22 protein-coding genes and 1 pseudogene are annotated in these 25,005 nt (G+C 70.9%); 14 read left to right on the top strand and 9 right to left on the bottom strand.

The features are described 5' to 3' along the window. Positions 1-144 precede the first annotated feature (144 nt). Complete coding sequence (locus ACZ5CR_RS16290; protein WP_468857845.1) at positions 145-615, bottom strand: carboxymuconolactone decarboxylase family protein; 471 nt, start codon at positions 613-615, stop codon at positions 145-147. A gap of 189 nt (positions 616-804) precedes the next feature. Here ACZ5CR_RS16290 and sigJ point away from each other — a divergent pair, with 189 nt between their 5' ends. The 3 genes from sigJ (at position 805) to ACZ5CR_RS16305 (ending at position 3,315) form a co-directional block, all read left to right on the top strand. After that, the gene (sigJ, locus tag ACZ5CR_RS16295; protein WP_468857846.1) at positions 805-1,740 is read left to right on the top strand and encodes an RNA polymerase sigma factor SigJ; all 936 of its coding nucleotides are present in this window, start codon (positions 805-807) and stop codon (positions 1,738-1,740) included. A gap of 185 nt (positions 1,741-1,925) precedes the next feature. Continuing rightward, positions 1,926-2,081, top strand: a complete 156-nt coding sequence (locus ACZ5CR_RS16300; RefSeq protein WP_468857848.1) for a hypothetical protein — start codon at positions 1,926-1,928, stop codon at positions 2,079-2,081. A 178-nt stretch (positions 2,082-2,259) separates the two neighbouring features. Beyond that, positions 2,260-3,315 (top strand): PucR family transcriptional regulator, encoded by a 1,056-nt coding sequence (locus ACZ5CR_RS16305; protein WP_468857850.1) that lies wholly within the window; start codon positions 2,260-2,262, stop codon positions 3,313-3,315. A gap of 17 nt (positions 3,316-3,332) precedes the next feature. Here the strand turns inward: ACZ5CR_RS16305 and ACZ5CR_RS16310 are convergent, their stop codons facing one another. From ACZ5CR_RS16310 to ACZ5CR_RS16320, 3 genes are all read right to left on the bottom strand, one after another. Beyond that, positions 3,333-4,763 (bottom strand): flotillin family protein, encoded by a 1,431-nt coding sequence (locus tag ACZ5CR_RS16310; protein WP_468857852.1) that lies wholly within the window; start codon positions 4,761-4,763, stop codon positions 3,333-3,335. 85 nt (positions 4,764-4,848) lie between these two features. After that, positions 4,849-5,364, bottom strand: coding sequence for a hypothetical protein (locus tag ACZ5CR_RS16315; RefSeq protein WP_468857854.1), 516 nt, complete (start codon positions 5,362-5,364; stop codon positions 4,849-4,851). Positions 5,365-5,513: 149 nt separating this feature from the next. Continuing rightward, the gene (locus tag ACZ5CR_RS16320) at positions 5,514-7,430 is read right to left on the bottom strand and encodes an NAD-binding protein (RefSeq protein WP_468857856.1); all 1,917 of its coding nucleotides are present in this window, start codon (positions 7,428-7,430) and stop codon (positions 5,514-5,516) included. Between the two features lie 354 nt (positions 7,431-7,784). On the opposite strand from ACZ5CR_RS16320, the gene ACZ5CR_RS16325 reads away from it, so the two are divergent. Then, positions 7,785-8,204: an ArsR/SmtB family transcription factor gene (locus tag ACZ5CR_RS16325; RefSeq protein ID WP_468857858.1), complete on the top strand. Its 420-nt coding sequence runs from the start codon at positions 7,785-7,787 to the stop codon at positions 8,202-8,204. After that, positions 8,158-10,758 (top strand): magnesium-translocating P-type ATPase, encoded by a 2,601-nt coding sequence (mgtA, locus tag ACZ5CR_RS16330; RefSeq protein ID WP_468857860.1) that lies wholly within the window; start codon positions 8,158-8,160, stop codon positions 10,756-10,758. Before ACZ5CR_RS16325 ends, mgtA begins: the two co-directional genes overlap by 47 nt. Positions 10,759-10,789: 31 nt before the next feature. On the opposite strand, the gene ACZ5CR_RS16335 is transcribed toward mgtA, so the two are convergent. Then, positions 10,790-12,292 (bottom strand): LCP family protein, encoded by a 1,503-nt coding sequence (locus ACZ5CR_RS16335; RefSeq protein ID WP_468857862.1) that lies wholly within the window; start codon positions 12,290-12,292, stop codon positions 10,790-10,792. A gap of 154 nt (positions 12,293-12,446) precedes the next feature. Here ACZ5CR_RS16335 and tatA point away from each other — a divergent pair, with 154 nt between their 5' ends. From tatA to ACZ5CR_RS16350, 3 genes and pseudogenes are all read left to right on the top strand, one after another. Beyond that, positions 12,447-12,680 (top strand): Sec-independent protein translocase subunit TatA, encoded by a 234-nt coding sequence (gene tatA, locus ACZ5CR_RS16340; RefSeq protein WP_468857863.1) that lies wholly within the window; start codon positions 12,447-12,449, stop codon positions 12,678-12,680. A gap of 32 nt (positions 12,681-12,712) precedes the next feature. Beyond that, positions 12,713-12,790 (top strand): annotated as a pseudogene (locus ACZ5CR_RS16345) (DNA-binding response regulator); the annotation flags it as partial. Positions 12,791-12,866: 76 nt separating this feature from the next. Then, on the top strand, positions 12,867-13,625 hold the full coding sequence (locus ACZ5CR_RS16350) for a DUF4232 domain-containing protein (protein WP_468857865.1): 759 nt from the start codon (positions 12,867-12,869) through the stop codon (positions 13,623-13,625). Here the strand turns inward: ACZ5CR_RS16350 and ACZ5CR_RS16355 are convergent. After that, on the bottom strand, positions 13,591-14,646 hold the full coding sequence (locus ACZ5CR_RS16355) for a lipoyl protein ligase domain-containing protein (protein WP_468857866.1): 1,056 nt from the start codon (positions 14,644-14,646) through the stop codon (positions 13,591-13,593). The two genes, ACZ5CR_RS16350 and ACZ5CR_RS16355, sit on opposite strands and share 35 nt — an antisense overlap. 209 nt (positions 14,647-14,855) lie before the next feature. On the opposite strand from ACZ5CR_RS16355, the gene ACZ5CR_RS16360 reads away from it, so the two are divergent. Beyond that, a complete protein-coding gene (locus ACZ5CR_RS16360; RefSeq protein ID WP_468857867.1) occupies positions 14,856-16,343 on the top strand; it encodes a basic amino acid/polyamine antiporter in 1,488 nt (495 codons plus the stop codon). A gap of 123 nt (positions 16,344-16,466) precedes the next feature. Next, on the top strand, positions 16,467-17,729 hold the full coding sequence (locus ACZ5CR_RS16365; RefSeq protein ID WP_468857869.1) for an arginine deiminase: 1,263 nt from the start codon (positions 16,467-16,469) through the stop codon (positions 17,727-17,729). A 24-nt stretch (positions 17,730-17,753) separates the two neighbouring features. Here the strand turns inward: ACZ5CR_RS16365 and ACZ5CR_RS16370 are convergent, their stop codons facing one another. Beyond that, the gene (locus tag ACZ5CR_RS16370) at positions 17,754-18,398 is read right to left on the bottom strand and encodes a hypothetical protein (RefSeq protein ID WP_468857871.1); all 645 of its coding nucleotides are present in this window, start codon (positions 18,396-18,398) and stop codon (positions 17,754-17,756) included. A gap of 60 nt (positions 18,399-18,458) precedes the next feature. Beyond that, positions 18,459-19,553 carry a baeRF3 domain-containing protein gene (locus tag ACZ5CR_RS16375; RefSeq protein ID WP_468857873.1) on the bottom strand — a complete coding sequence of 365 codons (1,095 nt, stop codon included), beginning with the start codon at positions 19,551-19,553 and terminating at the stop codon, positions 18,459-18,461. 263 nt (positions 19,554-19,816) lie between these two features. On the opposite strand from ACZ5CR_RS16375, the gene ACZ5CR_RS16380 reads away from it, so the two are divergent. Next, positions 19,817-20,647 carry an inositol monophosphatase family protein gene (locus ACZ5CR_RS16380; RefSeq protein WP_468857875.1) on the top strand — a complete coding sequence of 277 codons (831 nt, stop codon included), beginning with the start codon at positions 19,817-19,819 and terminating at the stop codon, positions 20,645-20,647. Here ACZ5CR_RS16380 and ACZ5CR_RS16385 read toward each other — a convergent pair. After that, entirely contained in the window at positions 20,583-21,200 is a 618-nt protein-coding gene (locus ACZ5CR_RS16385; protein WP_468857877.1) for a hypothetical protein, read from the bottom strand. The genes ACZ5CR_RS16380 and ACZ5CR_RS16385 overlap by 65 nt on opposite strands. Before the next feature lie 98 nt (positions 21,201-21,298). Between ACZ5CR_RS16385 and ACZ5CR_RS16390 the strand changes: the two genes are divergently transcribed. From ACZ5CR_RS16390 to ACZ5CR_RS16400, 3 genes are all read left to right on the top strand, one after another. Then, positions 21,299-22,708: a phytoene desaturase family protein gene (locus ACZ5CR_RS16390; RefSeq protein WP_468858222.1), complete on the top strand. Its 1,410-nt coding sequence runs from the start codon at positions 21,299-21,301 to the stop codon at positions 22,706-22,708. 196 nt (positions 22,709-22,904) lie between these two features. Next, the gene (locus ACZ5CR_RS16395; protein ID WP_468858224.1) at positions 22,905-24,386 is read left to right on the top strand and encodes an AlkA N-terminal domain-containing protein; all 1,482 of its coding nucleotides are present in this window, start codon (positions 22,905-22,907) and stop codon (positions 24,384-24,386) included. Between the two features lie 82 nt (positions 24,387-24,468). Next, entirely contained in the window at positions 24,469-24,969 is a 501-nt protein-coding gene (locus tag ACZ5CR_RS16400) for a methylated-DNA--[protein]-cysteine S-methyltransferase (protein WP_468857879.1), read from the top strand. Positions 24,970-25,005: the final 36 nt, after the last annotated feature.

Below are 25,005 nucleotides of genomic sequence, written 5' to 3' on the forward strand. Positions count from 1 at the left end.
GGGGGAAAGGGGGGGGGGGGGGGGGGGTCCGGGGGTGGTGGGGGTGCGGCCGGGGGGGGGTGGGAGTCCCGGTCCCCGGCGCCGGGACTCCAGCCGCCGTGCCTCGCGTCCGCTCCGCCGGGTCCTCTCACCCGAGCCGGCGGGTCATCCGAACTGGCCGGGCTTGTAGTCGCCCGCAGGCTGCTGGGTGAGGACGTTCAGACGGTTGAAGGCGTTGAGAACGGCGATGATCGACACCAGGGCGGCGAGCTGGTCCTCGTCGTAGTGCTCGGCGGCGTTCTGCCAGGCCTCGTCGCTGACACCGCCCGCAGCGTCGGCTATGCGTGTGCCCTGCTCCGCCAGCTCCAGGGCGGCCCGTTCGGCGTCGGTGAACACCGTCGCCTCCCGCCAGGTCGCCACGAGGTTCAGACGCTGCGCGCTCTCACCGGCATGCGTCGCGTCCTTGGTGTGCATGTCGACGCAGTATCCGCAGCCGTTGATCTGGCTGACGCGGAGCGCGACCAGTTCCGGCGTCGCGGGCGGCAGGGACGCATCCATGCCCTGCCCCGCCGCGGCGAGGTGCTTGACGACCTTGGCCGAGACGGGGTTGGTGTGGAAGTTGATGCGGGCTTGCACAATGATCTCCCTTTTGATGTCCGGCCGTTCCACCGGAGAGGCGGAAGGCCTGTTCGCGGGATCGTGTTCGTTCCCACCATCACGACGAGGCAGCCATCGGAAATGTGAGGCGGCGTCCCGACGTCACATTCCGGGCGGCTGTCTCGTCGTAGTGGTGAAGACACCTGCGGCAAAGGGAGCGGCGACACCATGAGGTCCCAGTTGGAGCCCGGAGACGGACGGCTCGACCCGAGCCTGAGCGCGATCATGAGTGAGCGGCGGCAGCTGATCAATCTCGCGTACCGGCTCCTCGGCTCTCTGACCGACGCCGAGGACGTCGTGCAGGAGGCCTACACGCGCTGGTACGCCATGTCCCCGCAGCAGCGGGAGTCCATCGCGTCCCCCGGTGGCTGGCTGACGAAGGTCGCCACTCACATCTGCCTCGACCAGCTCCGCTCGGCACGGGCCCGGCGCGAGAGCTACGTGGGCGAGTGGATCCCGGAGCCGCTGCCCGATCGCACCGAGTGGGTCGCCGGGCGGCGGGGCGCTACGACCGCCGACCCGGCCGACCGGGTCACCCTCGACGAGTCGGTCGACATGGCGTTCCTCGTCGTCCTGGAATCGATGACCCCGGCCGAGCGCGTCGCGTTCATCCTGCACGACGTCTTTCGCTACTCCTTCGCCGAAGTGGCCGAGATCGTCGGCCGGAGCCCGGCGGCATGCCGTCAGCTGGCCTCATCGGCGCGCCGCCGCATTCGTGCCGCGCACGCTCCCGAGCGTCCGGCGGCCCGCCGCGCCGCCGTCGTCAGGGACTTCAAGCAGGCGTGGGAGGCCAAGGACATCGAGGCGCTCATCGGTCTCCTCGACCCCGACGCCACGGCGCTCGCCGATGGCGGAGGCCTGGTCAACGCCGCGCCCCACCCCGTCGTGGGAGCCGAGGAGATCGCGCGCTACTTGGTGGCCGTCACCGGCATGGTGCCCACCCAGACGATCCTGGAGCGCACGGTCAACGGGCGGCCCGGCCTGGTGGTCCAGCACGGCGGCGTCACCACGTCGGTGATGGCCTTCGAGATCGCAGGCGACAGGATCAAGCGCTGCTGGGCGGTACGGAACCCCGAGAAGCTGCGGCCCTGGACGACGTGCTGACGACTGACGCACCCGGCTCCGCTTCGGCGCCGGTTTCACTTCTTATATCGCGCGAAAGGTACTTTGCTCTCTTTGTCGTGCGGTAAACTAACGAAGTGAGCCAAGGTGCTCTCTTGAGCACAAGGTTGCTCAATATTCAAGCGGGCGACGGTGATCGCCGACGGTCGGATGGGGTGGGGCAGGAGATGGGTCGCAGTGTTCGCGCCGCCTGGATCCCCGTGACCGGTACCTCCCGTGACGGCGCCGAGGTGCGTGCCGCCAGGGTCGTACGCGTCGACAACACGCCCCGCGACAGCGTGCCTGATACCGACGGCACCACGACGAGCAGCCCGCGCCGCTGACGCATCCGGAGTCTCGACTCCGTACGTCCCGCGCCCAGTTGTTGTCATCCCCCATGCCCGACGGCATGAGTGTCGCGCGCCCGTGTCGCGCTGCCGTGTCCGCCTCCTGCCGGCGAGCCGCCGCGCTTTCGGCGACCCGCGCCGGGCCGTAGGCCATCGACCCGACGAGGGAGAGCAGATGACCACCCAGGAGATTCCCGAGCAACTCCTCCACGGCTACGCCGACATACTCACCGGGGCGGCAGCGACCGGCCGCCGTCTGACCCGCGAGGAACTGACGTCGCGCCGGGCGCTCGGCGCGCAGGCCGCCAACGCCGGATACGCGTGGCGCGGCCTCATACGCGAACACCTCAACGCCACCCGGCTCCACCGTCCCGCGACCGGCGACCCGGACCACCTGCTCGCCACCGCCGAGCAGGCCATCGACGCCTTCGCCGAAGGCTACGAACACGCACAGCGCCAGGTCGTACGTCAGGAGGAGGTCGCCCGGCGCGAGTTGATCGACGATCTGCTGTACGGACGTGGGGACTTGGGCCGCCTCTCCGCACGTGCCGAGCGATTCGGTCTCAGGCTGTCCCACGCGCACGCCGTGGCCGTGGCGGAGGGCCTTTCTCCCTACGACGAGACCGATCCCGTGGCGCGGGACGTGGAGAGCGAACTGGTCGGCCGCTTCGGCGACCGCGACATCCTGCTCACCACCAAGGACGGCCGCCTCGTGTGTATCGCCCCCGCCGGCCAGGACGAGGTGCTCACCTATTTCGCCAAGCGGGCGCACGCCGCCACCGACGGCGGCCGCATCGCCATCGGGCGGCCGAAGCCCGGGGCGGCGGGTATCGCCCACAGCTACGAAGAAGCCGTGAGCACCCTGGAGCTCGCGACGCGCATGGGCTTCGACGAGCCCGTGCTGCGCGCCGCCGACCTCCTTGTCTTCCCCGTCCTCGCCCGTGACCGGCAGGCACTGGTGGACCTGGTGCTCAACACGCTCGGCCCGCTGGAAGAGGCGCGGGGTGGAGCGGTTCCCCTCCTTGAGACCCTGTTCGCCTACTTCGACACAGGGTGCGTGGCGGCCCAGGCGGCGCGGCAACTGTCGCTGAGCGTAAGAGCTCTGACGTACCGCCTGGAGCGCATCCGCACCCTCACGGGGTCCGACCCCGCCGACCCGCTGGACCGCTACACCCTGCAGACGGCGGTCATCGGCGCGCGGCTCCTCGGCTGGCCGGCCACCTCCCTGTGAGGGGGCCGGCATGAGGGTCAGTCGGTGACGTCGATCTTTCCGTTGTGCTTGGCGGGGGCCGTGCTCGCGGGTTCGGGGGACTTGCCGCCGGTGATGTTCTTGAGGAGTTCGGCGACGTCGACGCCCGTGGTGGAGCTGAGGAGTTCGACGCCCTGGGCGACGTTGTCGGCGACCGTACGGGAGAGCTGGCCCGCGCCGTCCGTGGAGATCACGGTCATCTTGTCGATCGCGCTGAGCGGTTCGGACGCCTTGGCCACCACGTTGGGCAGGACCTCGACGAGCATCTGCAGCACCGCCGCGTCGCCGTACTGGGCGAACGCGTCGGCCTTCTTGCGCATCGCCTCCGCCTCGGCGGCACCCTTGGCGCCGATCGCGGCGGCATCGGCCTCGCCCTCCAGGCGTACGGCGTCGGCGAGCGCGGCACGCTGGGCCTTCTCGCCCTCACCGGTCAGACGCGCCCGGTCGGCGTCGGCCTCCGCCTGCTTGACCAGGGAGACGCGGCGGGACTCCGCCTCCTGCTCCGCCTGGTAGCGGGCGGCGTCGGCGGGCTTGCGGATCTTGGTGTCGAGCTCGCGGTCGGTCAGCGCGGCCTGCCGCTGGGCGACCTTCTCCTGCTCGGTGAGGACCTCCTGCTGGCGGGCGGCCTCGGCGAGCGGTCCCGCGGCCCCGGCACGGGCGGCCGCCTCGTCTGTCTCGGCCTTGATCTCGGCCTGCTTGAGGTAGAACGTCCGCTGGGCGACGGCGATCTCCTCCTCGGCCTTCAGCCGGGCCTGCTCGGCGGCGCGGCGGGCGACGGCCTCGGCGATGTCCGCCTCCTGCCGGGCACGGGCCGCCTCGGGGCGGCCCAGGTCCTCCAGGTAGGAGCCCTCGGTGGTGATGTCCTGAATCTGGAAGGCGTCGAGAACCAGGCCCTGGCCGGACAGGCTCGCCTCGGCCTCCTCGGCGACCTGACCGGCGAAGGCGGCCCGGTCGCGGATGATGTCCTCCACCGACATCCGGCCCACGATGGAGCGCAGCGCGCCGGAGAGCACTTCCTGGGTGAAGCCGACGATCCCGCCCTGCTGGGCGAGGAAGCGTTGGGCCGCGGCGCGTATGGAGTCCTCGGTGCCGCCGACCTTGACGATCGCGACGCCCTCCAGGTTGGCCTTCACCCCGCGCAGAGTGACAGCGCCGCGCACCGCGATGGGGATGTGCCGCGATGAGAGTTCGAGCGTGAACTTCTGCTGGACGAACGGCACGACGAAGACGCCGCCGCCGACCACGACCTTCTGGCCGCTGTTGTCGATGACGATGCGGCCGGTGTCGGGATCGGTGGACTTCTTGCCGCGCCGCCCCGTCACGATGAAGGCCTCGCTGGGCCCGGCGACCTTGTAGCGGGTCACGACGACGAGTGCGAGCAGTACGAGGAGTACGACGACTCCGATGACGGCGATCAGAACTGGACTCATGGTGAATTCCCCCCTGCCTCCCTCAGGGCGGCAGATCGGTGATGTGGTACGTGGGGCCGGGTGTGGGCGTGGGCGCGAGCGGTGCTCAGCGCTGCACGGGGCGGACCGCGACCGATGTCGGCGAAAGCGCCGACTCCACCCAGATCTCCGTGCCGCGGGTGACGGCCACGGCGCTCCTTGCGGAGAACTTCACTGGCTGACCGCCCAGTTGGAGCAGCACCTCGCCGTACCCGTCGACGGGGATCGCGGTGACCACGGCTCCCGCGGTGCCCACGAGGTCGTCGCCCCGTGGAGTGGCCGCGGTCTGATCCCGCATCAGGGCACGGCTGAACTTCCAGGTCAGTAAGGCCGCTGCCACGCCGACGACGGCTCCGACAGTGGTGGCACCGCCCGCGCCGAGCCCGGTCGTGCCGAGCACGATCGCGCCGCCGAAGCCGAGCATGGACACGAACCCCGCGATGACGGGAAGGGACAGCAGCCCCTCGAAGAGCCCGTCGAGGACTCCGATGCCGTCGAAGAGTCCTTCAAGAACCCCGCCGAAGACGAGGGAGAAGACCAGCAGTGCGATTCCCGCGATGCCAAGGCCCAGGAAGACAGTCACCGGAGCACCTCCCCAACTTGCCGGATGTCTCGGTGTGGTCGGGATCGTCGCATGCGGGGGAGATCGCGCACATTGCCACGATCCGGCAATGATCAGCCTTCTTTCATGCCGGTCCGTGTTCCGGCCCGTGCGCCGGTCCGTGTTCCGCCTCAGCCGGTCCGGCTCCGGGCACGTCGACCGAGGAGTTCCGCCAGGCCCTGGCGCGTCGCGGCCAGGACGACGCGGTCCTGGGGGCGCAGTACGTATCCGGGGTGGAGGTCCCAGACGAGGCCCGCGGGGCGGTCGGTGTCCTCGTCGGTCCGGGCGGCCGTCAGGTCGGGGAGCCGCTCGTCCGGTGCGGTGGAATCCAGGGCGATGACCCGCCACACGCCGGGCCGGAACGATTCGGCGATGGTCCGTCCCTCCAGCTGACGGTGGCCTGCGACGTCGAGGGCGGCGAACAGGAGCACCCGCCGCTCGACGGGGATCGCGCCCAGGATCTGCCGCCCCATCATGGCTCCCGCGAAGGCGGGGGCGGCGAGGGTGGAGACGCTGCGGCTGCGCGTGAGGGCCTGCGGGTGGGCGGTGCGCAGGGTGCGGTAGACGGCGGTGGCGAACGTGTCGTCGTACAGCCGAAGGGCCACGCGGACATTGGGCTTGATCGAGCGGGCGTACAGGGCGGCTTCGAGATTCGTCGTGTCGACGCTGGTGAGGGCGAGCAGCGCGTGTGCGCGGTGGATCTTGGCGGCTTCCAGGACACCTTCGTCCGTGACGTCGCCGACGACCGTGGGCACGCGCAGGCGGCGGGCGAGCGGGATGCCGCGCGCCTCGGGGTCCTCCTCCACGCACACGACGGGGATGCCGAGTTCACGCAGACGGGCCAGGACGCGGGTGCCGATCTTGCCGAGGCCGAGCAGGACCACGTGGCCGGAGAGGCCGCGCGGTGGACGGCGCAGGGAAGAGGCCGTGCGGAAGGTGCCGAGGGCCTCCAGGACGGCGGCGAACAGCACCGGCAGGAGGAGCAACCCGGCCAGACCGGAGAGGAGTTGAAGCACCTGGCGGGCGGTGGATTCGCCGATCGCGGGGTCGTCGATGGCGAACAGGTCGAGCAGGGTCAGATAGGCGGCGGCCAGCGGGTGGGCATTGCTGGTCAGCCAGTTCGCCACCGCCAGGCCGAGCACACAGGCCATGAGCCCGGCCACCGACCAGCGCAGACGGGGCGAGAAGAGCGAACCGAACGGAAGCCCGCGCGCGGCCAGGCGGCCGGTCGACCGGTCGGACCCGGCGTACGAGACGGCCTTGAGGACCACCGTTCCCCTGCCCGTGGAGGAGCTGACGGTGCTGTCGTCGGGCAGCAGCAGGGGCCCGTCCTGGCCGCAGTCGTCCGAACCCTCCGAGCCCGCGGGGTCGTTGGTGGTCGACGAGAGCACGGCGAGCGTGCACAGGCCGGGGTCGGCCGTCGCTTCGCGGCCCTGCGGGTCGCGTTCCACGGCGCGCAGGAGCAGTCCGTCGGCCTGGACGACCTTGCTGGTTCCCGCGACGGCGGTGGCCGCCAGGGCGGGGGCCGCAGTGTCGGCGTCGGAGAGGACGGTGGTGGAGGCGTTCACCTCGGCCGGGTCCAGGCCGGGGAAGGCGACCGAGGCGGCCTGGTCGAGGAGATCTTCCAGGTGCTGGCCCAGCTTGCGGTTGTAGAGCCGGATCACGATCCGCAGGCGGGGGTTGAGACGGCGGGAGACGAGGGCGGCGCGGATGTTGGTCTCGTCGTCGTCGTACACGAGGGCAAGGGCGGCGGCGTCGTGGACGCCCGCTTCCACGAGGGCCGCCTCGTCGGGCTCCGGCGCCTCCAGGACACGGGGGACTTCGGGCCGCGCCGCCCCGTCCGCGCCGCCGGGCGTACCGGCCGCGCGCGCCATGACGGCCTGCATCCGGCCCAGGAGGGCGGTGGTCCGGGCCCGTCCGGCCGATCCCGACCGTGGGCCGTCGGCCGGAAGGGCGGAGGGGACGACGACCGTCACCCGCTCGCGGTACACCGCGCGCAGCTCGGCGGCGAGGCGTTCGGCGAGGGCGTCGTCACCGCACACGATCATGTGGCCGCTCCGCGGTGGTTGCCGCGCTTGACCGGGAAGCGGCGTGCCGTCCTCCGGATCCGGCTGGCGGCGATCCGGATGGCCGCGAACGGGCTGCGGGTTCCCGTGGCTCACGACTCGTCCTCCCCTGTACCGATGCCCACGCCGACCTCTGCACCGACGCCCGATGGCAGCAGCGAACCACGATTGATCATGAGGACCAAGGTAGTTGGCGTACGGCGCTGGTCGTTCCTGTGGGGCTCATGGGGGCGGGCAGGCGCGAAGGCTCCTGGGCAGGCCGGTCGGCGGCCTAGACTGGACCCTCGCGTACGAGACCGTCGTACGCGCGAGTCCTGGCGCGGAGGGAGGACGACCGTGGAAGCAGACGGAGCAGTCGGAGCAGTCGGAGTGGACGGCACCGGCTTCAATGATCCATCGGCCGATGTCCTCGCCGAGGCGGCCGCGGCATTCGGTCTGCTCGCCTCCTCCGCGCGGCTGCACATCGTGTGGGCGCTCGCGCAGGGCGAGAGCGACGTGACCGGTCTCGCGGACCGGGTCGGCGGTGCGCTGCCCGCGGTCAGCCAGCATCTGACCAAGCTGAAGCTCGCCGGTCTCGTCCGCTCCCGGCGCGAGGGCCGGCGCCAGGTCTACTTCGTCGACGACGCGGACGTGGTGACCGTGGTGCGCCTGATGGTCGGCCAGCTGACCGACCGGGCCGACCGCGTCGACCAGGCCGACGTCGCCGATCATGCCGCGCAGTCTCCCGGACGCCGGCTCCGCGGCCTTGGCGCCTGAGGCCGCTGCCGGTGGGCTCACCTCCCTGGAGGTGCTGCGCCATGTGGACAGCGGCCCGCGCGGCCTGACCGACGCGGAAGCCGAGCGGCGCGGAGTCCGGTTCGGCGAGAACACCCTTCCCGACCGGCGTGCGGTGTCATGGCCGCGGCTCTTCGGCCGCAGTCTGCGGGATCCGTTCACCGCGGTGCTGCTCTGCCTCGGCCTGGTGTCGGCCACCGTCGCCTCCTGGGGCACCGCCTGCGTGATCCTGTGCCTGGTCGTCGTCAGCGGAGTGCTGCGGACGTCCGGTGAGCACCGCGCCGACCGGTCCATGACCGCACTGCGCGCACTGGTGGCCACCACCGCGACCGTGCTGCGCCGCGCGGAGCGGGACGAGAGCCCCGAGGAGCGGGAGATCCGGGTCGAGGATCTCGTGCCAGGAGACGTGGTGCGGCTCGGCCCCGGCGATCTCGTCCCCGCCGACGTACGACTGCTGCGCGCGAGCGGGCTGAGCGTGCGCCAGGCGGCGCTGACCGGGGAGTCGGCGCCGGTGCCCAAGGCCGCCGCCGACGTACCGGGCCCGCTGCTCCCCGACGGAGCCTTCGAGCAGCCTCATCTCTGCTTCCAGGGCAGCAGCGTCGCCTCGGGCAGCGGCACCGCGGTGGTCGTCGCGACCGGGGCGCGGACCCGGTTCGCCGCCGCGCACGGCATGCACGGGCGGCGGCGCGGGCCGAGCGCCTTCGACCGCTCCGTGCACGGCATCTCCTGGGTCCTCATCCGGTTCATGCTGCTGACCCCGCCGCTCGTCCTGATGGCCAACGCCGCCCTGCGCGGGCGCGGCCTGGAGACCCTGCCGTTCGCGGTCGCCGTGGCGGTCGGCCTGACGCCGGAGATGCTGCCGGTCATCGTCACCATCTGCCTGGCGCGCGGGGCCTCCCTCCTGGCCCGTACGCACGGGGTGATCGTCAAAAGGCTGCCCGCGCTGCACGACCTCGGCGCCGTCGACGTCCTGTGCCTGGACAAGACCGGCACGCTCACCGAGGACCGCCCCGTCCTCGACCGCACCCTGGGCGCCGACGGCCGAGCCGCCCCCGACGCGCTGCACTGGGCCGCGGTCAACTCCTGGTGGACACTCCAGCTCGCCGAGCTGCCCGCCGCCGACCCGCTCGACGACGCGGTCCTCGACGCCGCGGACGACGGCGGTGACGCGGCGATGCGGTACGACGGCGTCGCGGCGCTCCCCTTCGATCCCGTACGCCGCCTCGCGACCGCCGTCGTACGCGGCCCCGGAAGCCTCGGCACTCACACGCTCGTCGTCAAAGGCGCGGTCGAGGCCGTACTGGAACGCTGCGTGCTCGAGGACTCCGAGCGCGAGCGGCTCCTGTCCCTCGCCGCCCAGGAGGCACAGGGCGGCCTGCGCCTCCTCGCGGTCGCCACCGCGGAGCGGCCCGCCCGCACCCGCGACTACACCCCGGCCGACGAGCGCGGCCTGACCTTCCACGGCTTCCTCACCCTGCGGGACGCACTCGCCCCGACCGCCGCCACCGCCCTGCGGGACCTCGCGGAGAGCGGCATCACGGTCAAGATCCTCACCGGCGACCATCCGGGGACGGCGGAGCGGGCCTGCCGCGAACTGGGGATCGGCGTCGGCGGAGTCCTCACCGCCGACCGTGTCGACGCCCTCACCGACGCGGAACTCGCCGACACCGCCGGGCGCACCACCGTTTTCGCCCGCTGCACCCCCGAGCACAAGGCCCGCATCACCGAGGCGCTGCGGTCCCGCGGGCACACCACCGGGTTTCTCGGCGACGGGGTCAACGACATGCCCGCGCTGCGGGCCGCCGACGTCGGCATCGCTCCGCGGGCCGCCGTGGACGTCGTACGCGAGAGCGCCGACGTGGTGCTCGCCGACAAGGACCTCACCGCGATCGGCCACGCGGTCCTCGCGGGACGCCACAGCAGCGGAAACATCGCCACGTATCTGCGCGTCACGCTCTCCTCGAACCTCGGCAACGTCATCGGGATGCTCTGCGCGGGACTCCTGCTGCCGTTCCTGCCGATGCTTCCCGCGCAGGTCCTCGTGCAGAACCTGTGCTTCGACGCCGCGCAGCTCTCCTTCGCCTACGAGCGTCCGCACCCGGCGGTCCTGCGCCGCCCCACCGTGCTGCGGCCCCGAGCCTTTCTGCGCTTCATCACCGGCTTCGGCGCTCTCAACGCCCTCGCCGACCTCGCCACCTTCATCCTCCTCGCGCTCGCCCTGCACGGCCCCGGCGCCGTGGACGACCAGGCGATGTTCCACTCCGGGTGGTTCACCGAGAACCTGCTGACCCAGGGCCTGGTGATGCTGCTCCTGCGCACCGGCCGCCGCCGGGCCGAGGGCAGGACACCGGGCCCGGTCGTCCTTTCGGTGGCCGCGCTTGCCGCCGTCGGCCTGCTCCTCCCGCTGTCGCCACTGGGCCCACTCCTGGGCATGACGGCTCTGCCGGGCCCGTACTACCTGCTGCTCGCGGTGGTGCTCGGTCTGTACGCGGCCGCGCTCGCGGCAGCTCGGCGACGGTGGGACGTCGAGCCGTAGCCAGCAGCAGCCAGCCCCTGGTCACCCGTCGTCAGCCGTAGGAGAGGTCGGAGCACGGGTTGTCGTCGGCGGAACGGGCGTCGTCGGCGACCTTGGAGGGGACGGACTCCGGCTCACCGGATGCGGAGGGCGAGGCCGAGGGGGCGTCGGCGTACGACTGGCCGAGAGTGACGGTGAGGCCGGACGCCGTCGCGGACTCCAGTTCCGCGCCGGGGAACAGGCGGGCGACGGACTTGGCCTTGGCCTTCTCGCCGGGGCCGTACGCGATCACGGTGGTGGCGTGATCCTGAGTGCCGGCCGTTGAGGTGCCGGTGACCTCGAAATCGTGTTCGGTGAGGGTCTCGGCGGCGCGGGCGGCGAGGCCGGTGACCGTAGTGCCGTTCCGCACGGCCACGGTGGCGCCGTCGCCGGAGACAGGTGCGGTGGTCGTCGCATCTCCGGAGGGCGTCTTCTTCTTGCCGGACTTGCCGGACTTGCCGCTGGCGTCCGTTCCGTCCAGCGTGCGGTCGTTCTTGAGCGACGCCCACAGCGCGTCGGCGTCCGGCTGGACGATGGCGACCCGCGAACCCTTGTACCGCCAGGGGATGGTGACGAACTTGGTGTTGCTCAGGTCGATGTCCTTCAGGGACATCACGAACGAGATGAGCTTGTCCGCGGAGCCGAGGCCGGGGTCGACGGTCATCGCATTCGTTGCGGCGTCCGCGAGCGGAAGCAGCTTGGTGGGAGTGAGGCCGTCACTCTTGACCTTCTTCAACAGGCTGGCGACGAAGGCCTGCTGGCGCTTGATCCGGCCTATGTCGGAGCCGTCGCCGATGCCGTGCCGGATGCGTACGTAATCAAGGGCCTTCTGGCCCGACACCTCCTGCTCGCCCTCGGCGAAGAGGCGCTTTCCTCGGGTGGCGCGGTGGGGATTGAGGTCGCGTTGATAGATGTCCTGCGGCAGGCACACCTTCACCCCGCCCACCACGTCCGTCAGCTCCGAGAACCCCTTGAAGTCGACGACGACGGTGTGGTCGACGCGCAGTCCGGTGAGGTGTTCGACGGTGTTCTGGGTGCAGGCGGGGTTGCCCTTGGCGGTCTCGCCGACGGAGTACGCGGCGTTGAACATGGCGTTGGACTGTTCCTTGGTCCAGCTTCCGTCCGGCAGCTTGCAGGGCGGGAGGTCCACGAGGGTGTCGCGGGGGATCGATACGGCGACGGCGTGCCGGTGGTCGGCGTAGACGTGCAGCAGGAAGGCGGTGTCGGAGCGCCCGATGTCGCTCTTGTCGCCGCCGCCGAGCGCGCTGTTCCCGTCGGTGCGGGCATCCGAGCCGATGACCAGGACGTTCTCGCCCTTGGAGGCATCCGCGTCGGGCCGGTCGCCGGAGACACCGTCCGCCGCGAAGGTGTCGATGTTGCCGTTCAGCCTGAAGTACACCCACCCGGCACCTGCCGTCACGAGGACAAGGAGCGACAGGCCGATGCAGAGCATGAGCCGCGCACGGCTGCGCTTGCGCCGACGGCCGCGTACAGCTGCACGGTGGCTGGTTGTCATGGGTGCGCCCTATCCGTCCGAGTCGTTCCGCCTTCATGGAGAGGGACCTCCCGGCCCGCCCCATGGTTGTACAGTTGCGCAATGTAGCAATCTTTTCTGAGGCTACCGGCAGCCGATCGGCGGCTGAGACATCTACGGAGAAGGGCGGACGACGATGATTCGTAACGGACTGGAACCCTGGCATCTGCTCATCGTGGGGATCGTGGTCATCGTGCTGTTCGGCTCGAAGAAGCTGCCGGACACCGCCCGCGCGGTGGGCAAGTCCCTGCGGATCCTCAAGAGCGAGACCAAGGCGATGAAGGAGGACGGGGAGCGGGGAAGGGTTGAGCGGGCCGGGGAGCGTGCCGAACAGCCTGGGGAGAAGGCCGAGCGGCTGGGAGAGCGCTGAGCGGACTGAGCGGACTGAGCGGCGGGGGAAGGGGCGCCCGTGACCGGGCCCAACTGGTCGTATTCGCCTACGAGTCGGGACTCGTCGCGGCCCGCAATGCGGCTCCGTAAGGGAAGGGGCGAAGTTTCGTGAAGCCAGGAACGTGAGGCCGGAAGGGGGAAACTCTGGCCATGGCATGATCTCCGCGTGACCGTCATACCGTTCAGACACGTCGCCCGGGTGAGACGCATCGCCGCCCTCGCGGCCGTGGCCCTGCTCGCCTCCGGATGTGGGCTCTCGGAGGAGTTGGAGCGGGAGCGGGATCCAGGACGGACGGCGCCTGCGGAGAGCGACCGGTCCGGTGCGGGGGACGGTCGGTCCGCCCCGACGGCGGCGCTTCCGGACACTCCGACCGGCGAAACCGTCGAGACGGGACCGCCGGAGGTGCCCGTCGCGCCCTCGGCCTCCTGCCCCGCCTCCGGCGTCCGCATCGAGTCGGGCATCGTCAGCTCTGCCATGGGTCTGCGCGCGATGAGCGTGACCCTCACCAACTGCGGCAAGGGCGTCTACCGCCTGAAGGGCTACCCGAAGCTGCGGGTGCTCGACGAGCACCGCGAGCCCCTCGACGTACAGATCCTCGAAGGCACCGCACCCATCATGACCAGAGACGACGACCCCGGCCCGAACCACCCCGTCTCGCTCAAGAAGGGCGAGGCGGCCTACACCGTGCTCGTCTGGCGCAACACCGTCACCGACACGACCACGACCGCCGTCAGCGGCACCTACGTGAAGGTCACGCCGATGCCGGGGGCCCGCTCCGGGACCGTGACCCCGGAGGGCCGCATCGACCTCGGCAACACCGGCCGCATCGGCACGACCGCCTGGCAGCGGGAGCCTGCGGACGACACGGACCCGTCCAGGCCTTCCAGGCCTACGGCACCCGCGCCGTCCACTCCGGCGAGCTGAACTTCGTCCGGGCGAGCTCCCGCGCCCTCGCCATCTCCTCGTCCGTGACCTTGCCCGCCGTCAGGCCGTACCGCGCGCGGAAGGAGTCGAGCATCCGCTCGATCACGGTCTCGCGGGGCAGCCCCGTCTGGCGGCGCAGCGGGTCCACGCGCTTCTTCGCGCTCCTCGTGCCCTTGTCCGAGAGCTTTTCGCGGCCGATACGGAGCACCTCGACCATCTTCTGGGCATCGATGTCGTACGACATCGTCACGTGGTGCAGCACCGCGCCGTGCCCGCCCGCGACCCGCTTCTGGGCGGCACCCGCGACCTTCCCGGCATCGGTGGCGATGTCGTTGAGCGGTTGGTACCAGGCGTTGATGCCCATATCGCCCAGGGCTTCGAGGACCCAGTCGTCCAGATAGGCGTAACTGTCGGCGAAGGACAGGCCCTGCACGAGGGAGTCCGGGACCGAGAGCGAGTACGTGATGGCGTTGCCCGGCTCGCAGAACATGGCGCCGCCGCCGCTGATCCGGCGCACCACCTGCACGCCGTGCCGCTCGGTGCCCTCCTGGTCCACTTCGTTGCGCAGCGACTGGAAGCTGCCGATGACGACGGCCGGGGACTCCCACTCCCACACGCGCAGCGTGGGCGGGCGGCGTCCGGCGGCGACCTCCTCGGTGAGCACCTCGTCCAGGGCCATGAGCAGGGCGGGGGACTGCGGGGCCTCGTGGATCAGCTGCCAGTCGTAGTCGGTCCAGTCGGTGGCGTGCGCGAGGGCGCGGCGCACCGCGGCACCCACACCCTCCGATGTGAGCCCGTAGAGCACGGAGCCCGCCGGAAGCGCCGCGTCGATGCGAGCGGCGAGGCCCGCCGCGTCGGTGTCGGCGGGGGCACCTTCCAGCGCGTGGCTCAGGGCGTCGAACGCCTCGTCAGGTTCGAGGAAGAAGTCCCCCGCCACCCGCACATGCCGCAGCACGCCGTCCTCGACCTCCAGATCCACGACGACGAGCTTGCCGCCGGGGACCTTGTACTCACCGTGCACTGTGTTTCCTCCGGGCCTTGCCGAGTCGCGGGCATGCCGATCAAGAACATGTCGATCACGAACATGCTGAATCACGAACATGCCGAATCGCGAACTCCATCAGTCTGCGATTTCATATCAGGACAACTCGACCCACTAGGGATAGATTCCCGCACAGGGTGGTCAGTCGTTCCTCGGCACCGGCCCTGACGGGAGCTGACGGGGAATCCATGAGCCACGCTGAGACGGGTGACGCAGGCGCGAGTGACAAGGCCGCCACCGTCGGCGCGTCACCGGCCGTCAAACTGACGCTCACGACGCTGACGATGATGGTCGTCGGCTCGATGGTCGGCGCGGGAGTGTTCTCGCTGCCACGCCGGTTCGCCCAGGAGACCGGGGTCGCGGGCGCGCTGATCGCCTGGGCCGTCGCCGGTACGGGCATGCTGATGCTCGCGTTCGTCTTCCAGACCCTCGCCGTCCGCAGACCCGATCTGGACGCCGGTGTCTACGCCTACGCCAAGGCCGGGTTCGGCGAGTACCTCGGCTTCTTCTCCGCCTTCGGGTACTGGGCCAGCGCCTGCGTCGGCAACGTCACCTACTGGGTGCTCATCATGTCGACGATCGGCGCCATCTGGCCGAGCCTCGGCGACGGCGACACCCTCATCGCCGTCGTCCTCTCCTCGTTCGGCCTGTGGGCCTTCTTCCTGCTGATCCGCCGCGGGGTCAAGGAGGCGGCGGCGATCAACAGGATCGTGACCGTCGCCAAGATCGTGCCGATCCTCGTCTTCGTGATCCTGGCCCTCTTCTTCTTCAAGCCGTCCGTGTTCGCGGACAACTTCGGCGGCGCGGACTACGCGGGGTCGCTGTTCAACCAGGTGCGCGGCACCATGCTGGCCACCGTCTTCGTCTTCCTCGGCGTCGAGGGCGCGAGCGTCTACTCCCGGCACGCCAAGCGCCGCGAAGACGTCGGCCGGGCCACGATCCTGGGCTTCCTCAGCGTCTTCGCCGTCTTCGCCTCGGTCACCATCGTCTCGTACGGGATCCTGCCGATGGCCGAGATCGCCGAGCTGCGCCAGCCCTCCATGGCGGGGGTCCTGGAAGAGGCCGTCGGCACCTGGGGCACGGTCTTCGTCAGCGTCGGACTCATCGTCTCCGTGCTCGGCGCCTACCTCGCCTGGACGCTGATGGCCGCCGAGGTGCTCTTCGTCGCCGCGAAGGACGACGACATGCCCCGCTTCCTGCGGAAGGCCACCTCCGAGGACGTGCCGGTCCCCGCGCTCCTCATGACCACCGCGCTGAGCCAGGTCGTCCTGATCGTCACGATGTTCTCCGACGACGCGTTCAACTTCGCGCTCGACCTGACCAGCGCGCTGAGCCTCATCCCGTTCCTGCTCGCGGCCGGTTTCGCCGTCAAGATCGCCCTCGGGTCCGGCCGTCAGGGCCAGGATGTGGCGGTCGCCGGGGAGAGCACCCGCAGGGAACTCGTGATCGCGGTGATCGCCACGCTGTACACGGCGTTCCTGCTGTATGCCGCGGGGCTCAAGTTCGTCCTGGTCTCTTTCATCCTCTACGCCCCCGCGACCCTCCTGTTCATCAAGGCCCGGCGGGAACAGAACCGGCGTCTGTTCTCCCCGCGCGAGGCCGTCATCTGCGGGGTCTCGATCGCGGGCGCCGTCGTGGGCGTGACCGCTCTCGCGGCGGGCTGGATCCATCTCTGAACCTGCGAACCTCCGAGACCTCCGATACCTCCGAGACCTCCGATACCTCCGTGACCTCCGAACCTCTCAACCTCTGACCGAGCCGTCGAACCACTGTTGCCACCGACCGACGAAAGGCGCACCGTGACAAGCCTCGACACCCCCGCCACCCCGACGTTCGGTGTCCACTCCGAGGTCGGCAGGCTGCGCAAGGTGCTGGTCTGCGCGCCGGGACTCGCGCACCGCAGGCTGACCCCCACCAACGCCGACGACCTGCTCTTCGACGACGTCATGTGGGTGGAGAACGCCCAGCGCGACCACGCGGACTTCGTCATCAAGCTGCGGCAGCGCGGCGTGGAGGTCGTCGAGCTGCACGACCTGCTCGCCCAGACCATGGCGATCCCCGGGGCGAAGGACTGGCTCCTCGACCGGAAGATCACCGCGAACGAGGTCGGTCTCGGGCTCATCGACAACACCCGCGCCTTCCTGGAGACGCTGGAGCCCAGCCAGCTCGCCGAGTACCTCATCGGGGGCCTGGCCACCGCGGACCTGCCGGACGAGTTCCGCTCCGGCTACGTCGCGCTCGTACGCGAATCCACCGGCGTACGCGAGTACCTGATGCCGCCGCTGCCGAACACGCTCTACACCCGCGACACGACGTGCTGGCTGTACGGGGGTGTCACGCTCAACCCGCTGTACTGGCCGGCCCGGCACGACGAGACGCTCCTGATGAAGGCCGTCTACCGGTTCCACCCCGACTTCACCGGCGCCACGGTGTGGTGGGGCGACCCCGAACTCGACTGGGGTCAGGCGACGTTCGAGGGCGGCGACATCATGCCCGTCGGCAACGGCGTCGTCCTGATGGGCATGAGCGAGCGCACCTCGCGCCAGGCCGTCACCCAGGTCGCCTCCGCGCTGTTCGAGAACGGCGCGGCCGAACAGGTCGTCGTCGCCGGTATGCCCAAGCTGCGGGCCGCGATGCACCTCGACACCGTCTTCACCTTCGCCGACCGCGACATCGTCACGCTCTACCCGAAGATCATGGACGCCGTGCACTCCTTCACGCTGCGCCCCCGCGACAAGGCGGCGGGTATCGAGATCACGGACGAGGGCTCGCGTGCGTTCGTCGACGTGGTCGCGAGGTCACTCGGTCTTCCCGAGCTGCGCGTGATCGAGACGGGCGGAGACGTCTACGCCTCCGAGCGGCAGCAGTGGGACAGCGGCAACAACGCCGTCGCCCTGGAACCCGGCGTGGTCTTCACCTACGACCGCAACACCCAGACCAACACCCTGCTGCGCAAGGCGGGGGTCGAGGTCATCACCATCGTCGGCGCCGAACTCGGCCGCGGTCGCGGCGGCGGGCATTGCATGACGTGCCCGCTCATCCGTGACGCCGTCGACTTCTGAGGTGCCGTGGGCGCGTGATGTCGCTCAGTACCGCTGGGCCTTGACCAGCTTCGCGGAGAGCTTCGGCTCCGGGGGTTCGTGGCTGATGGCGTACCGCTGGGCCCGCTTGCCCGGTTCGAGGTTCTCCGTGCCCACGTAGCGGGTCTCCACGGTCTTGCCGGAGGAGTCGAGGAAGTCGACCCGCACGGCGAAGTCAGCCGTCTTGTCGGTCCTGTTGGTGAAGGTCACCACGGAGGCGAGCACACCACCGGTGTCGGAGCGCGGCTTTCCCGTCATGGAGACGTCGGATGTCGCGTTGCCCCGCCCGTCGACGTCCTTCAGCGCGTTCTCGGCGGCCTGGTTGGCGCGCTCCGTATCGGCCGACACCGACGCCTCGAACTCGTCCGCGCGCTCCGACGCGGAGGCCTGTGCCGCGGAGGCCGAGGCGCGGGCCGACTCGGCGGCCTCGGAGGCCTTCGACTCCATCGGGGAGGCGGTCTTCTGCGAGAACGACGACGAGTCGGGGGCGGTCGGCCGCTCGCTGGCCTTCCGGCTGCCCTCGGCCGATGGAGCGTCGCTGTCGGTACTGCACGAGACGAGGGCGGCGGCTGTCACCGCGGCGGCGAGCGTGAGGGCGGCGGACACCACGGGCCCGCGGCGCCGCTTCCCGTTGGGCGGCATGGGGTTCATTCGGCGCGGTCCTTTCCCGGTTGCCGATGGCTGCTGATGCTTGTCGTGAGGGGGCCGGTGTCAGTACCTCAGGGCGCAGGCGATCCGGCCCCGGTCGGTGAGCGTGCCTTCGGGTACGAAACGGACCTGGGCGCCGGTGTCCAGGGCCCGCTCGACGATGTCGTCGACCACGTCGTCCACCGCGTCGAGATCGTCGGACCCGGCGGGCACCAGATGTCCGCCGTCGTCGCGCACGGTTGCCTGGTAGGTGTCCTCCACGGCGAGGAGGCGGACCCGGTCCGCCGTGACGTTCTGCCAGACCTCGTCGAGTCCGGCGGCGTACTGGTGTCGGCCCTGCGCCGCGTCCAGCTCATGCAGCGTGGAGGCGAGTTCGGCCTTGTCCCGGGCCACGAGGAAGGGGCGTACCGTCTGCCACACCGCTTGCGCCGGGCCATGGGCCAGGCCGCCGTGCGGCACCCTGGTGGCTCCCTTGGTGGCCGTCCCGGCGTCGTCGATGAGGGAGAGCGCCGCGGCCTCCCCGGCCACGAACAAGGGGCGCGGATGGGTGCGGAGCACACCGGCCGCCGCTGAGTCCGCCTCGCGCAGGAACTTGCGGGTCTGCTCGTCGCGGAACGTGCTCGGCAGGTCGCCGATCCGCTCCTTGCGCTCGGCGTCCGGGTCGTCGAGGCTCCGGGTCAGCGGGAATCCGTCCGTCTTGTGCTGGGTGACCCGCTCGGGGGTGCCGCTCCACAGCGTGACGCGGTCGGCCGAGACGGCGAGGACCCAGTAGGGGCGCTCGGCGGCCTGGGCCGCGACGACGTTGCGCGTCAGGAAGGTGTCCGAGAGCACCACCCTGGACGGCACCGTCCTGGCAAGGGACCACACCTGGTGCTCCCCGGGAGCGGCGAAGACGGCGAGCCCTTCCTCGGCGTGCACGAGATCGATCTCCGCCACCGCCCGGTCGAGCTGCGCGGCCACCTCGGCCCGCTGCTCCCTGGCCACGGCGGGGTCGGACTTCAGCCGCTCCTTGGCCTCGGCGACGAGGTTGCGGAGCCGCACGGGATCCTGGGCGTTGTCCGGCTCCCTGCGGTGGGTCGGCAGCAGGACCGTGACGGCGGGGTAGGGGCGCGGCTGACGCAGCCCGGCCAGTGTGGCCGGGTTGAGGGAGGGGTGCATGGACGTCACCCTTTCGGGGCGGGGCGGCGGATGAGTGACCCCCGGAGAGGTCGTTACGCCATGAGATGCACCCTATGCCGGTTCCATGATCAGGGCATATCGCCCGGAGATGGTCACTTCAGCGGCGCGGGGCCCGCCCTGCTGGGCGAGGGGGCGGGGCGCGGACCGGGCCCCGGGGTCAGTTCACGGGGGATTCATCTCGTATCCAGCCCCCGTACAGCCGAGCCGTACGGATTGTCAGTCCGGCGTGCTCTCATGGATACATGATCGAAGCGATCGAAGACTTTCTTGTACGTGGCGTTCCCGATGTCGAAGAAGCACTCCGCAAGGCCGCCGCGGCCGAGGTCATGCCGCGGTTCCGGCAGCTCGCCGACGACGACGTCGTCCAGAAGAGCGGACCGCACGACCTGGTGACCGTCGCCGACCGGCTCGCCGAGGAGCACCTGACGGCAGCCCTCATCACCCTGCTCCCCGGCTCCGTCGTCGTGGGGGAAGAAGCGGTGCACGAGGACCCCTCGATCTACGAGGCGATAGGCGCCGACGCGCCGGTGTGGATCGTCGACCCGGTCGACGGCACACGGCAGTTCGTGCGCGGCGACCCCGGATTCTGCATGCTGATCGCGCTGGCATGGCGCGGAGAGGTGCTCGCTTCCTGGACGTACGCCCCCGCACTCGACGAGATGGCCGTCGCGGTGCGCGGCAAGGGCGCCTGGCTGGACGGTGAGCGCCTTGTGGCCGGTTCACCGGGGGAGGTCATCGAAGTGGCGACCTCGCACCCGGACTTCACCACGCCGGAGCAGAAGCACGCGCTGCTCGGCCTGCGCGTGGAAGGCGTCGCGCCGCGGCCCTGCGGTTCGGCGGGCCTTGAGTATCTGGCCATCGCCCGGGGGGAGTTGGACGCGGTCGCGTTCTCCTGGGAGCTCGCCTGGGACCACGCGGCGGGGCTGCTCCTTGTCGCCGAGGCCGGGGGCTGCAATCTGACCGCCGCCGGGGAGCCCTTCCGCATCGAGGGCGGGAACGCGCTGCCGTTCACGGCCGGCCGGGACGCGGCCACCGTCGACCGGGTGGTGGGGTTGCTGTCGGCCGCAGCCTGATCTGCGGAGCACTGCGCGGCGGCTCGAGGTGGAAAGCCACGGCGGCGACCTCGAACTCGGCGACGGTGCCGACCTCCGGCCAGTCCTCGGGGTCGAACGGGAGCTGCAGCATGTCCACGAAACCGGCGACCGGAAGTCCTAGGTCGACGAAGAGCCCGACCGTCCCCGGGCCCCACGGCAGGACGCTGACCGTGCCGGTCAGGCGGGTGCCTTGAGGGAGCGGGCCACCCGTTTCCGGTGCCGAGACGTTCAGGCTGTGGCGGGCACGCTGCCACGCGGCCTCGAAATCCGCCTCGGAGACCGGCTCCCCGACACTGACGGGGCCGTTCGCGAGCTCGCCGTACTTCGCCTCGTACAGCTGCGCCCCCAGCGTCTCGAACTTGTCGAGAACCCAGGCCAGTTCGGAGCGCGAGGACGCCACGGAAGCAGAACCGTCCGGGCCGCGGAAGGACGCCTGACGTACGACGATCGCCTCGTCCTCCGTCTCGAACGTCTCGGACGTCTCGAACCAGTCGTCGGAGCCCGCGTCAGCCCGGCGAAACCAGTACGTCACCCGTCAGAGGCTACCCGCGCCCACGGCACTGTCGGTGGTCCGGCCTATCCTGGGCGGCAGAGGCCATCGGCTGACAAAGGAGTCCGAAGGTGCCGTCGATGCTTGATGCCGTCATCGTGGGGGCGGGACCGAACGGTCTGACCGCTGCCGTCGAGCTGGCCCGCCGCGGCTTCTCGGTGGCCGTGTTCGAGGCCAAGGACACCGTCGGCGGCGGGGCGCGGACCGAGGAGCTGACGCTTCCCGGGTTCCGGCATGACCCCTGTTCCGCCGCACACCCCCTTGGCATCAACTCGCCCGTGTTCCGCACGATGCCCCTCGACCGGTATGGCCTCGAGTGGCTCCAGCCGCAGCTGCCCATGGCGCACCCCTTCTTGGACGGAAGCGCCGCCGTGCTCTCCCGGTCCGTCGCCGAGACCGCCGCCTCGTTCGGGCCGCGTGACGCGGGGGCGTACCGACGCCTCATCGAGCCCTTCGTCGACAAGTGGGACACCCTCCTCCAGGACTTCATGGCGCTGCCGTCGACCGCCCTGCCGCGCGACCCCGTGACCCTCGCGCGCTTCGGCCTCGCGGGCCTGCCACCCTCCACCTGGCTGATGCGGCGCTTCCGCGACGACCGGGCCCGCGCCCTGTTCGCCGGGCTCGTCGCCCATGTCATCGCCCCGCTCGGCGGAGTCGCCACCGGCGCGGTCGGCATGGTCTTCGCGCTGGCCGCGCACGCCCGCGGCTGGCCGGTCGCCCGGGGCGGCTCACAGTCGATCTCGGACGCGCTCACCGCGTATCTGAAGGACCTCGGCGGCGCGGTCCACACGGACTACGAGGTCAAGCGGCTCGACGATCTGCCGCCCGCGCGCGCGTACATCTTCGACACGTCACCCACCGCCCTCGCCCGGATCGCGGGTCTGGGGCGGAGCTATGAGAACTATCGGTACGGCGCGAGCGTCTTCAAGATCGATTACGCCTTGGACGGACCCGTCCCCTGGACGGCGAAGGAGGCCCAGGTCGCGGGGACCGTGCAGATCGGGGCAGGCAGCGCAGAGATCGGCGCCGCGCTGCGCGCCGCTTCGCGCGAGAACCGCGCGCCCGATCCGCCGTTCCTGATCACTGTGCAGCCCAGCGTCGTCGACCCCTCCCGCGCGCCCGCGGGCAAGCAGGTCTTCTGGGCGTACGGGCATGTGCCGAACGGCTGGGACGGGGATCTCACCGACGCGATCGAGCGGCAGCTGGAGCGTTTCGCTCCCGGGTTCCGCGACCGCGTCCTCGCCCGCGCCACCGCGGGGCCCGCCGCACTGGCCACGCGCAACGCGAACTACGTCGGCGGTGACATCGCCTGCGGCGCCGCGAGCGGTATCCAGCTGCTGCTCCGCCCCAAGCTCTCCCTCTCTCCGTACGGCACCGCGCACCCGGCCGTCTTCATCTGCTCGTCCGCGACGCCGCCGGGGCCCGGTGTGCACGGGATGTCGGGGCACAACGCCGCGAAGGCGGTCTGGCGCAGGTTCCGTCTGTCTTGACGTGTGCCGCTCTCCCGGGACCCGGGTTGGTTGCCCTGCGTCTGCCTCCAGACGAACAAGACTTCCCCCCACCGCCTGAGCGCCCCGCGGCAACGCCCATGTCGGATTCTCGCCAGCCATCCCACCCGGCGTGGACGATCCTTGAGGCATGTCCACCGACCCGCACGCCGCGGCCACCACCACGCCGCCCCTCTCGATGCATACCGACGCCGAGCGCTGCGTACGTGCCGTGCAGTCGAAGGATGCCCGGTTCGACGGGTGGTTCTACACCGCGGTTCTGACCACCCGCATCTACTGCCGCCCCAGCTGCCCCGTTGTCCCCCCGAAGCCCGAGAACATGACCTTCTACCCGAGCGCGGCGGCCTGCCAGCAGGAAGGGTTCCGGGCCTGCAAACGATGCCGTCCGGACAGCAGCCCTGGCTCGCCCGAGTGGAATCAGCGCGCCGACCTCGTGGCCCGCGCGATGCGCCTCATCGCGGACGGCGTGGTGGACCGCGACGGAGTCCCCGGCCTCGCCACCCGCCTCGGCTACAGCACCCGCCAGGTGGAACGGCAGCTCCTCGCGGAACTCGGCGCGGGACCCCTCGCCCTGGCCAGGGCCCAGCGCGCCCAGACAGCCCGCCTGCTCATCGAGACGACCACCCTGCCCATGGCGGAGATCGCCTTCGCCGCGGGTTTCTCCTCGATCCGCACCTTCAACGACACCGTCCGCGAGGTCTTCGCCCTGGCCCCCGGCGAACTGCGGGAGCGCGCCCCGCGGAGCAGGAGGAAAGCAGCAGCTTCCGCCATGCCCGGCGTCCTCTCGCTCCGCCTCCCCTTCCGCGCCCCGCTCAACCCCGACAACCTCTTCGGCCACCTCATCGCCACCGCCGTACCGGGAGTCGAGGAGTGGCGCGACGGCGCCTACCGCCGCACGCTCCGTCTCCCGTACGGCCACGGAGTCGTCGCCCTCACTCCCACCCCGGACCACATCGCCTGCCGCCTCAGCCTCACCGACATGCGCGACCTCACGATCGCCATCAGCCGGTGCCGCAGGATGCTCGATCTGGACGCGGACCCGGTCGCGGTGGACGGCCAGCTGAGCGCCGACCCGCTGCTCGCACCCCTGGTGGCCAAGGCGCCCGGCCGCCGCGTGCCGCGCACCGTGGACGAGGCGGAGTTCGCCGTACGCGCGGTGCTCGGCCAGCAGGTCTCCACGGCTGCGGCCCGCACCCACGCCGCGCGCCTGGTCGCCGCGCACGGTGAGCCGATCGACGACCCCGGTGGCGGCCTCACCCACCTCTTCCCGGCACCGGAAGCCCTCGCCGCGCTCGACCCGGAGGCACTCGCCCTGCCGCGCAGCCGCCGCACCACCCTGACCACGCTCGTACGCCACCTCGCCGACGGATCACTCAGCCTCGGCGTGGAGAGCGGTTGGGAGGAGGCCCGCGCGCGGCTCACCGAACTGCCCGGTTTCGGCCCCTGGACGGTGGACGTCATCGCGATGCGGGCACTCGGCGACCCCGACGCCTTCCTCCCCACCGACCTCGGGATCCGCCGCGCGGCACAGGAACTCGGGCTCCCGCACACCCCGGCGGCGCTGACCGCACGGGCCGCGGCCTGGCGCCCCTGGCGGGCGTACGCGGTCCAGTACCTGTGGGCGACCGACGCCCATCCCATCAACAGCATCCCGGCATGAGAGAGCCACAGAGACAGCGGACAAGAGCCACAGAGACAGCGGACAAGAGCCGCAGAGACAGAGAACAGAGGACAGAGGACCTATGCACCGCCAACACACCCTCATCGACAGCCCCTACGGCCCCCTGACCCTCGTGGCCACCGACGGCACCCTCAGCGGCCTCTACATGACAGAGCAGCGTCACCGACCACCCGAGGAGACGTTCGGCGACCGCGACGCCGGGCCGTTCGGGGAGACGATCAGCCAGCTGGAGGCCTACTTCACGGGCGAGTTGACGGAGTTCGACCTGCCGATGCGCCTCGACGGCACACCGTTCCAGCGCACCGTCTGGCGGCAGCTCCAGCTGATCCCGTACGGCGAGACCCGTACGTACGGCGAGCTCGCGGCCGCCCTCGGCAAGCCCAACGCCTCGCGCGCCGTCGGCCTGGCCAACGGCAAGAATCCGATCGGGGTCATCGTGCCCTGCCACCGGGTGATCGGCGCGGGCGGCTCCCTGACCGGCTACGGCGGCGGACTCGACCGCAAGCAGCGGCTGCTGGCCTTCGAGGGAGCGACCGGGGGGAGCGAGGACGCCCTGTTCTGAAGCCTTCTCCTGGCGCCTTCTTCTGACGCGCTCTTG

It is taken from the genome of Streptomyces sp. NPDC031274, assembly GCF_055570235.1.

Coding starts and splice junctions, on each gene's coding strand:
- sigJ (WP_468857846.1), top strand. CDS start 805: ATGAGGTCCCAGTTGGAGCCCGGAGACGGACGGCTCGACCCGAGCCTG.
- ACZ5CR_RS16300 (WP_468857848.1), top strand. CDS start 1,926: ATGGGTCGCAGTGTTCGCGCCGCCTGGATCCCCGTGACCGGTACCTCC.
- ACZ5CR_RS16305 (WP_468857850.1), top strand. CDS start 2,260: ATGACCACCCAGGAGATTCCCGAGCAACTCCTCCACGGCTACGCCGAC.
- ACZ5CR_RS16310 (WP_468857852.1), bottom strand. CDS start 4,763: ATGAGTCCAGTTCTGATCGCCGTCATCGGAGTCGTCGTACTCCTCGTA.
- ACZ5CR_RS16320 (WP_468857856.1), bottom strand. CDS start 7,430: ATGATCGTGTGCGGTGACGACGCCCTCGCCGAACGCCTCGCCGCCGAG.
- mgtA (WP_468857860.1), top strand. CDS start 8,158: ATGCCGCGCAGTCTCCCGGACGCCGGCTCCGCGGCCTTGGCGCCTGAG.
- ACZ5CR_RS16335 (WP_468857862.1), bottom strand. CDS start 12,292: ATGACAACCAGCCACCGTGCAGCTGTACGCGGCCGTCGGCGCAAGCGC.
- tatA (WP_468857863.1), top strand. CDS start 12,447: ATGATTCGTAACGGACTGGAACCCTGGCATCTGCTCATCGTGGGGATC.
- ACZ5CR_RS16360 (WP_468857867.1), top strand. CDS start 14,856: ATGAGCCACGCTGAGACGGGTGACGCAGGCGCGAGTGACAAGGCCGCC.
- ACZ5CR_RS16370 (WP_468857871.1), bottom strand. CDS start 18,398: ATGAACCCCATGCCGCCCAACGGGAAGCGGCGCCGCGGGCCCGTGGTG.
- ACZ5CR_RS16375 (WP_468857873.1), bottom strand. CDS start 19,553: ATGCACCCCTCCCTCAACCCGGCCACACTGGCCGGGCTGCGTCAGCCG.
- ACZ5CR_RS16380 (WP_468857875.1), top strand. CDS start 19,817: ATGATCGAAGCGATCGAAGACTTTCTTGTACGTGGCGTTCCCGATGTC.
- ACZ5CR_RS16390 (WP_468858222.1), top strand. CDS start 21,299: ATGCTTGATGCCGTCATCGTGGGGGCGGGACCGAACGGTCTGACCGCT.
- ACZ5CR_RS16395 (WP_468858224.1), top strand. CDS start 22,905: ATGCATACCGACGCCGAGCGCTGCGTACGTGCCGTGCAGTCGAAGGAT.
- ACZ5CR_RS16400 (WP_468857879.1), top strand. CDS start 24,469: ATGCACCGCCAACACACCCTCATCGACAGCCCCTACGGCCCCCTGACC.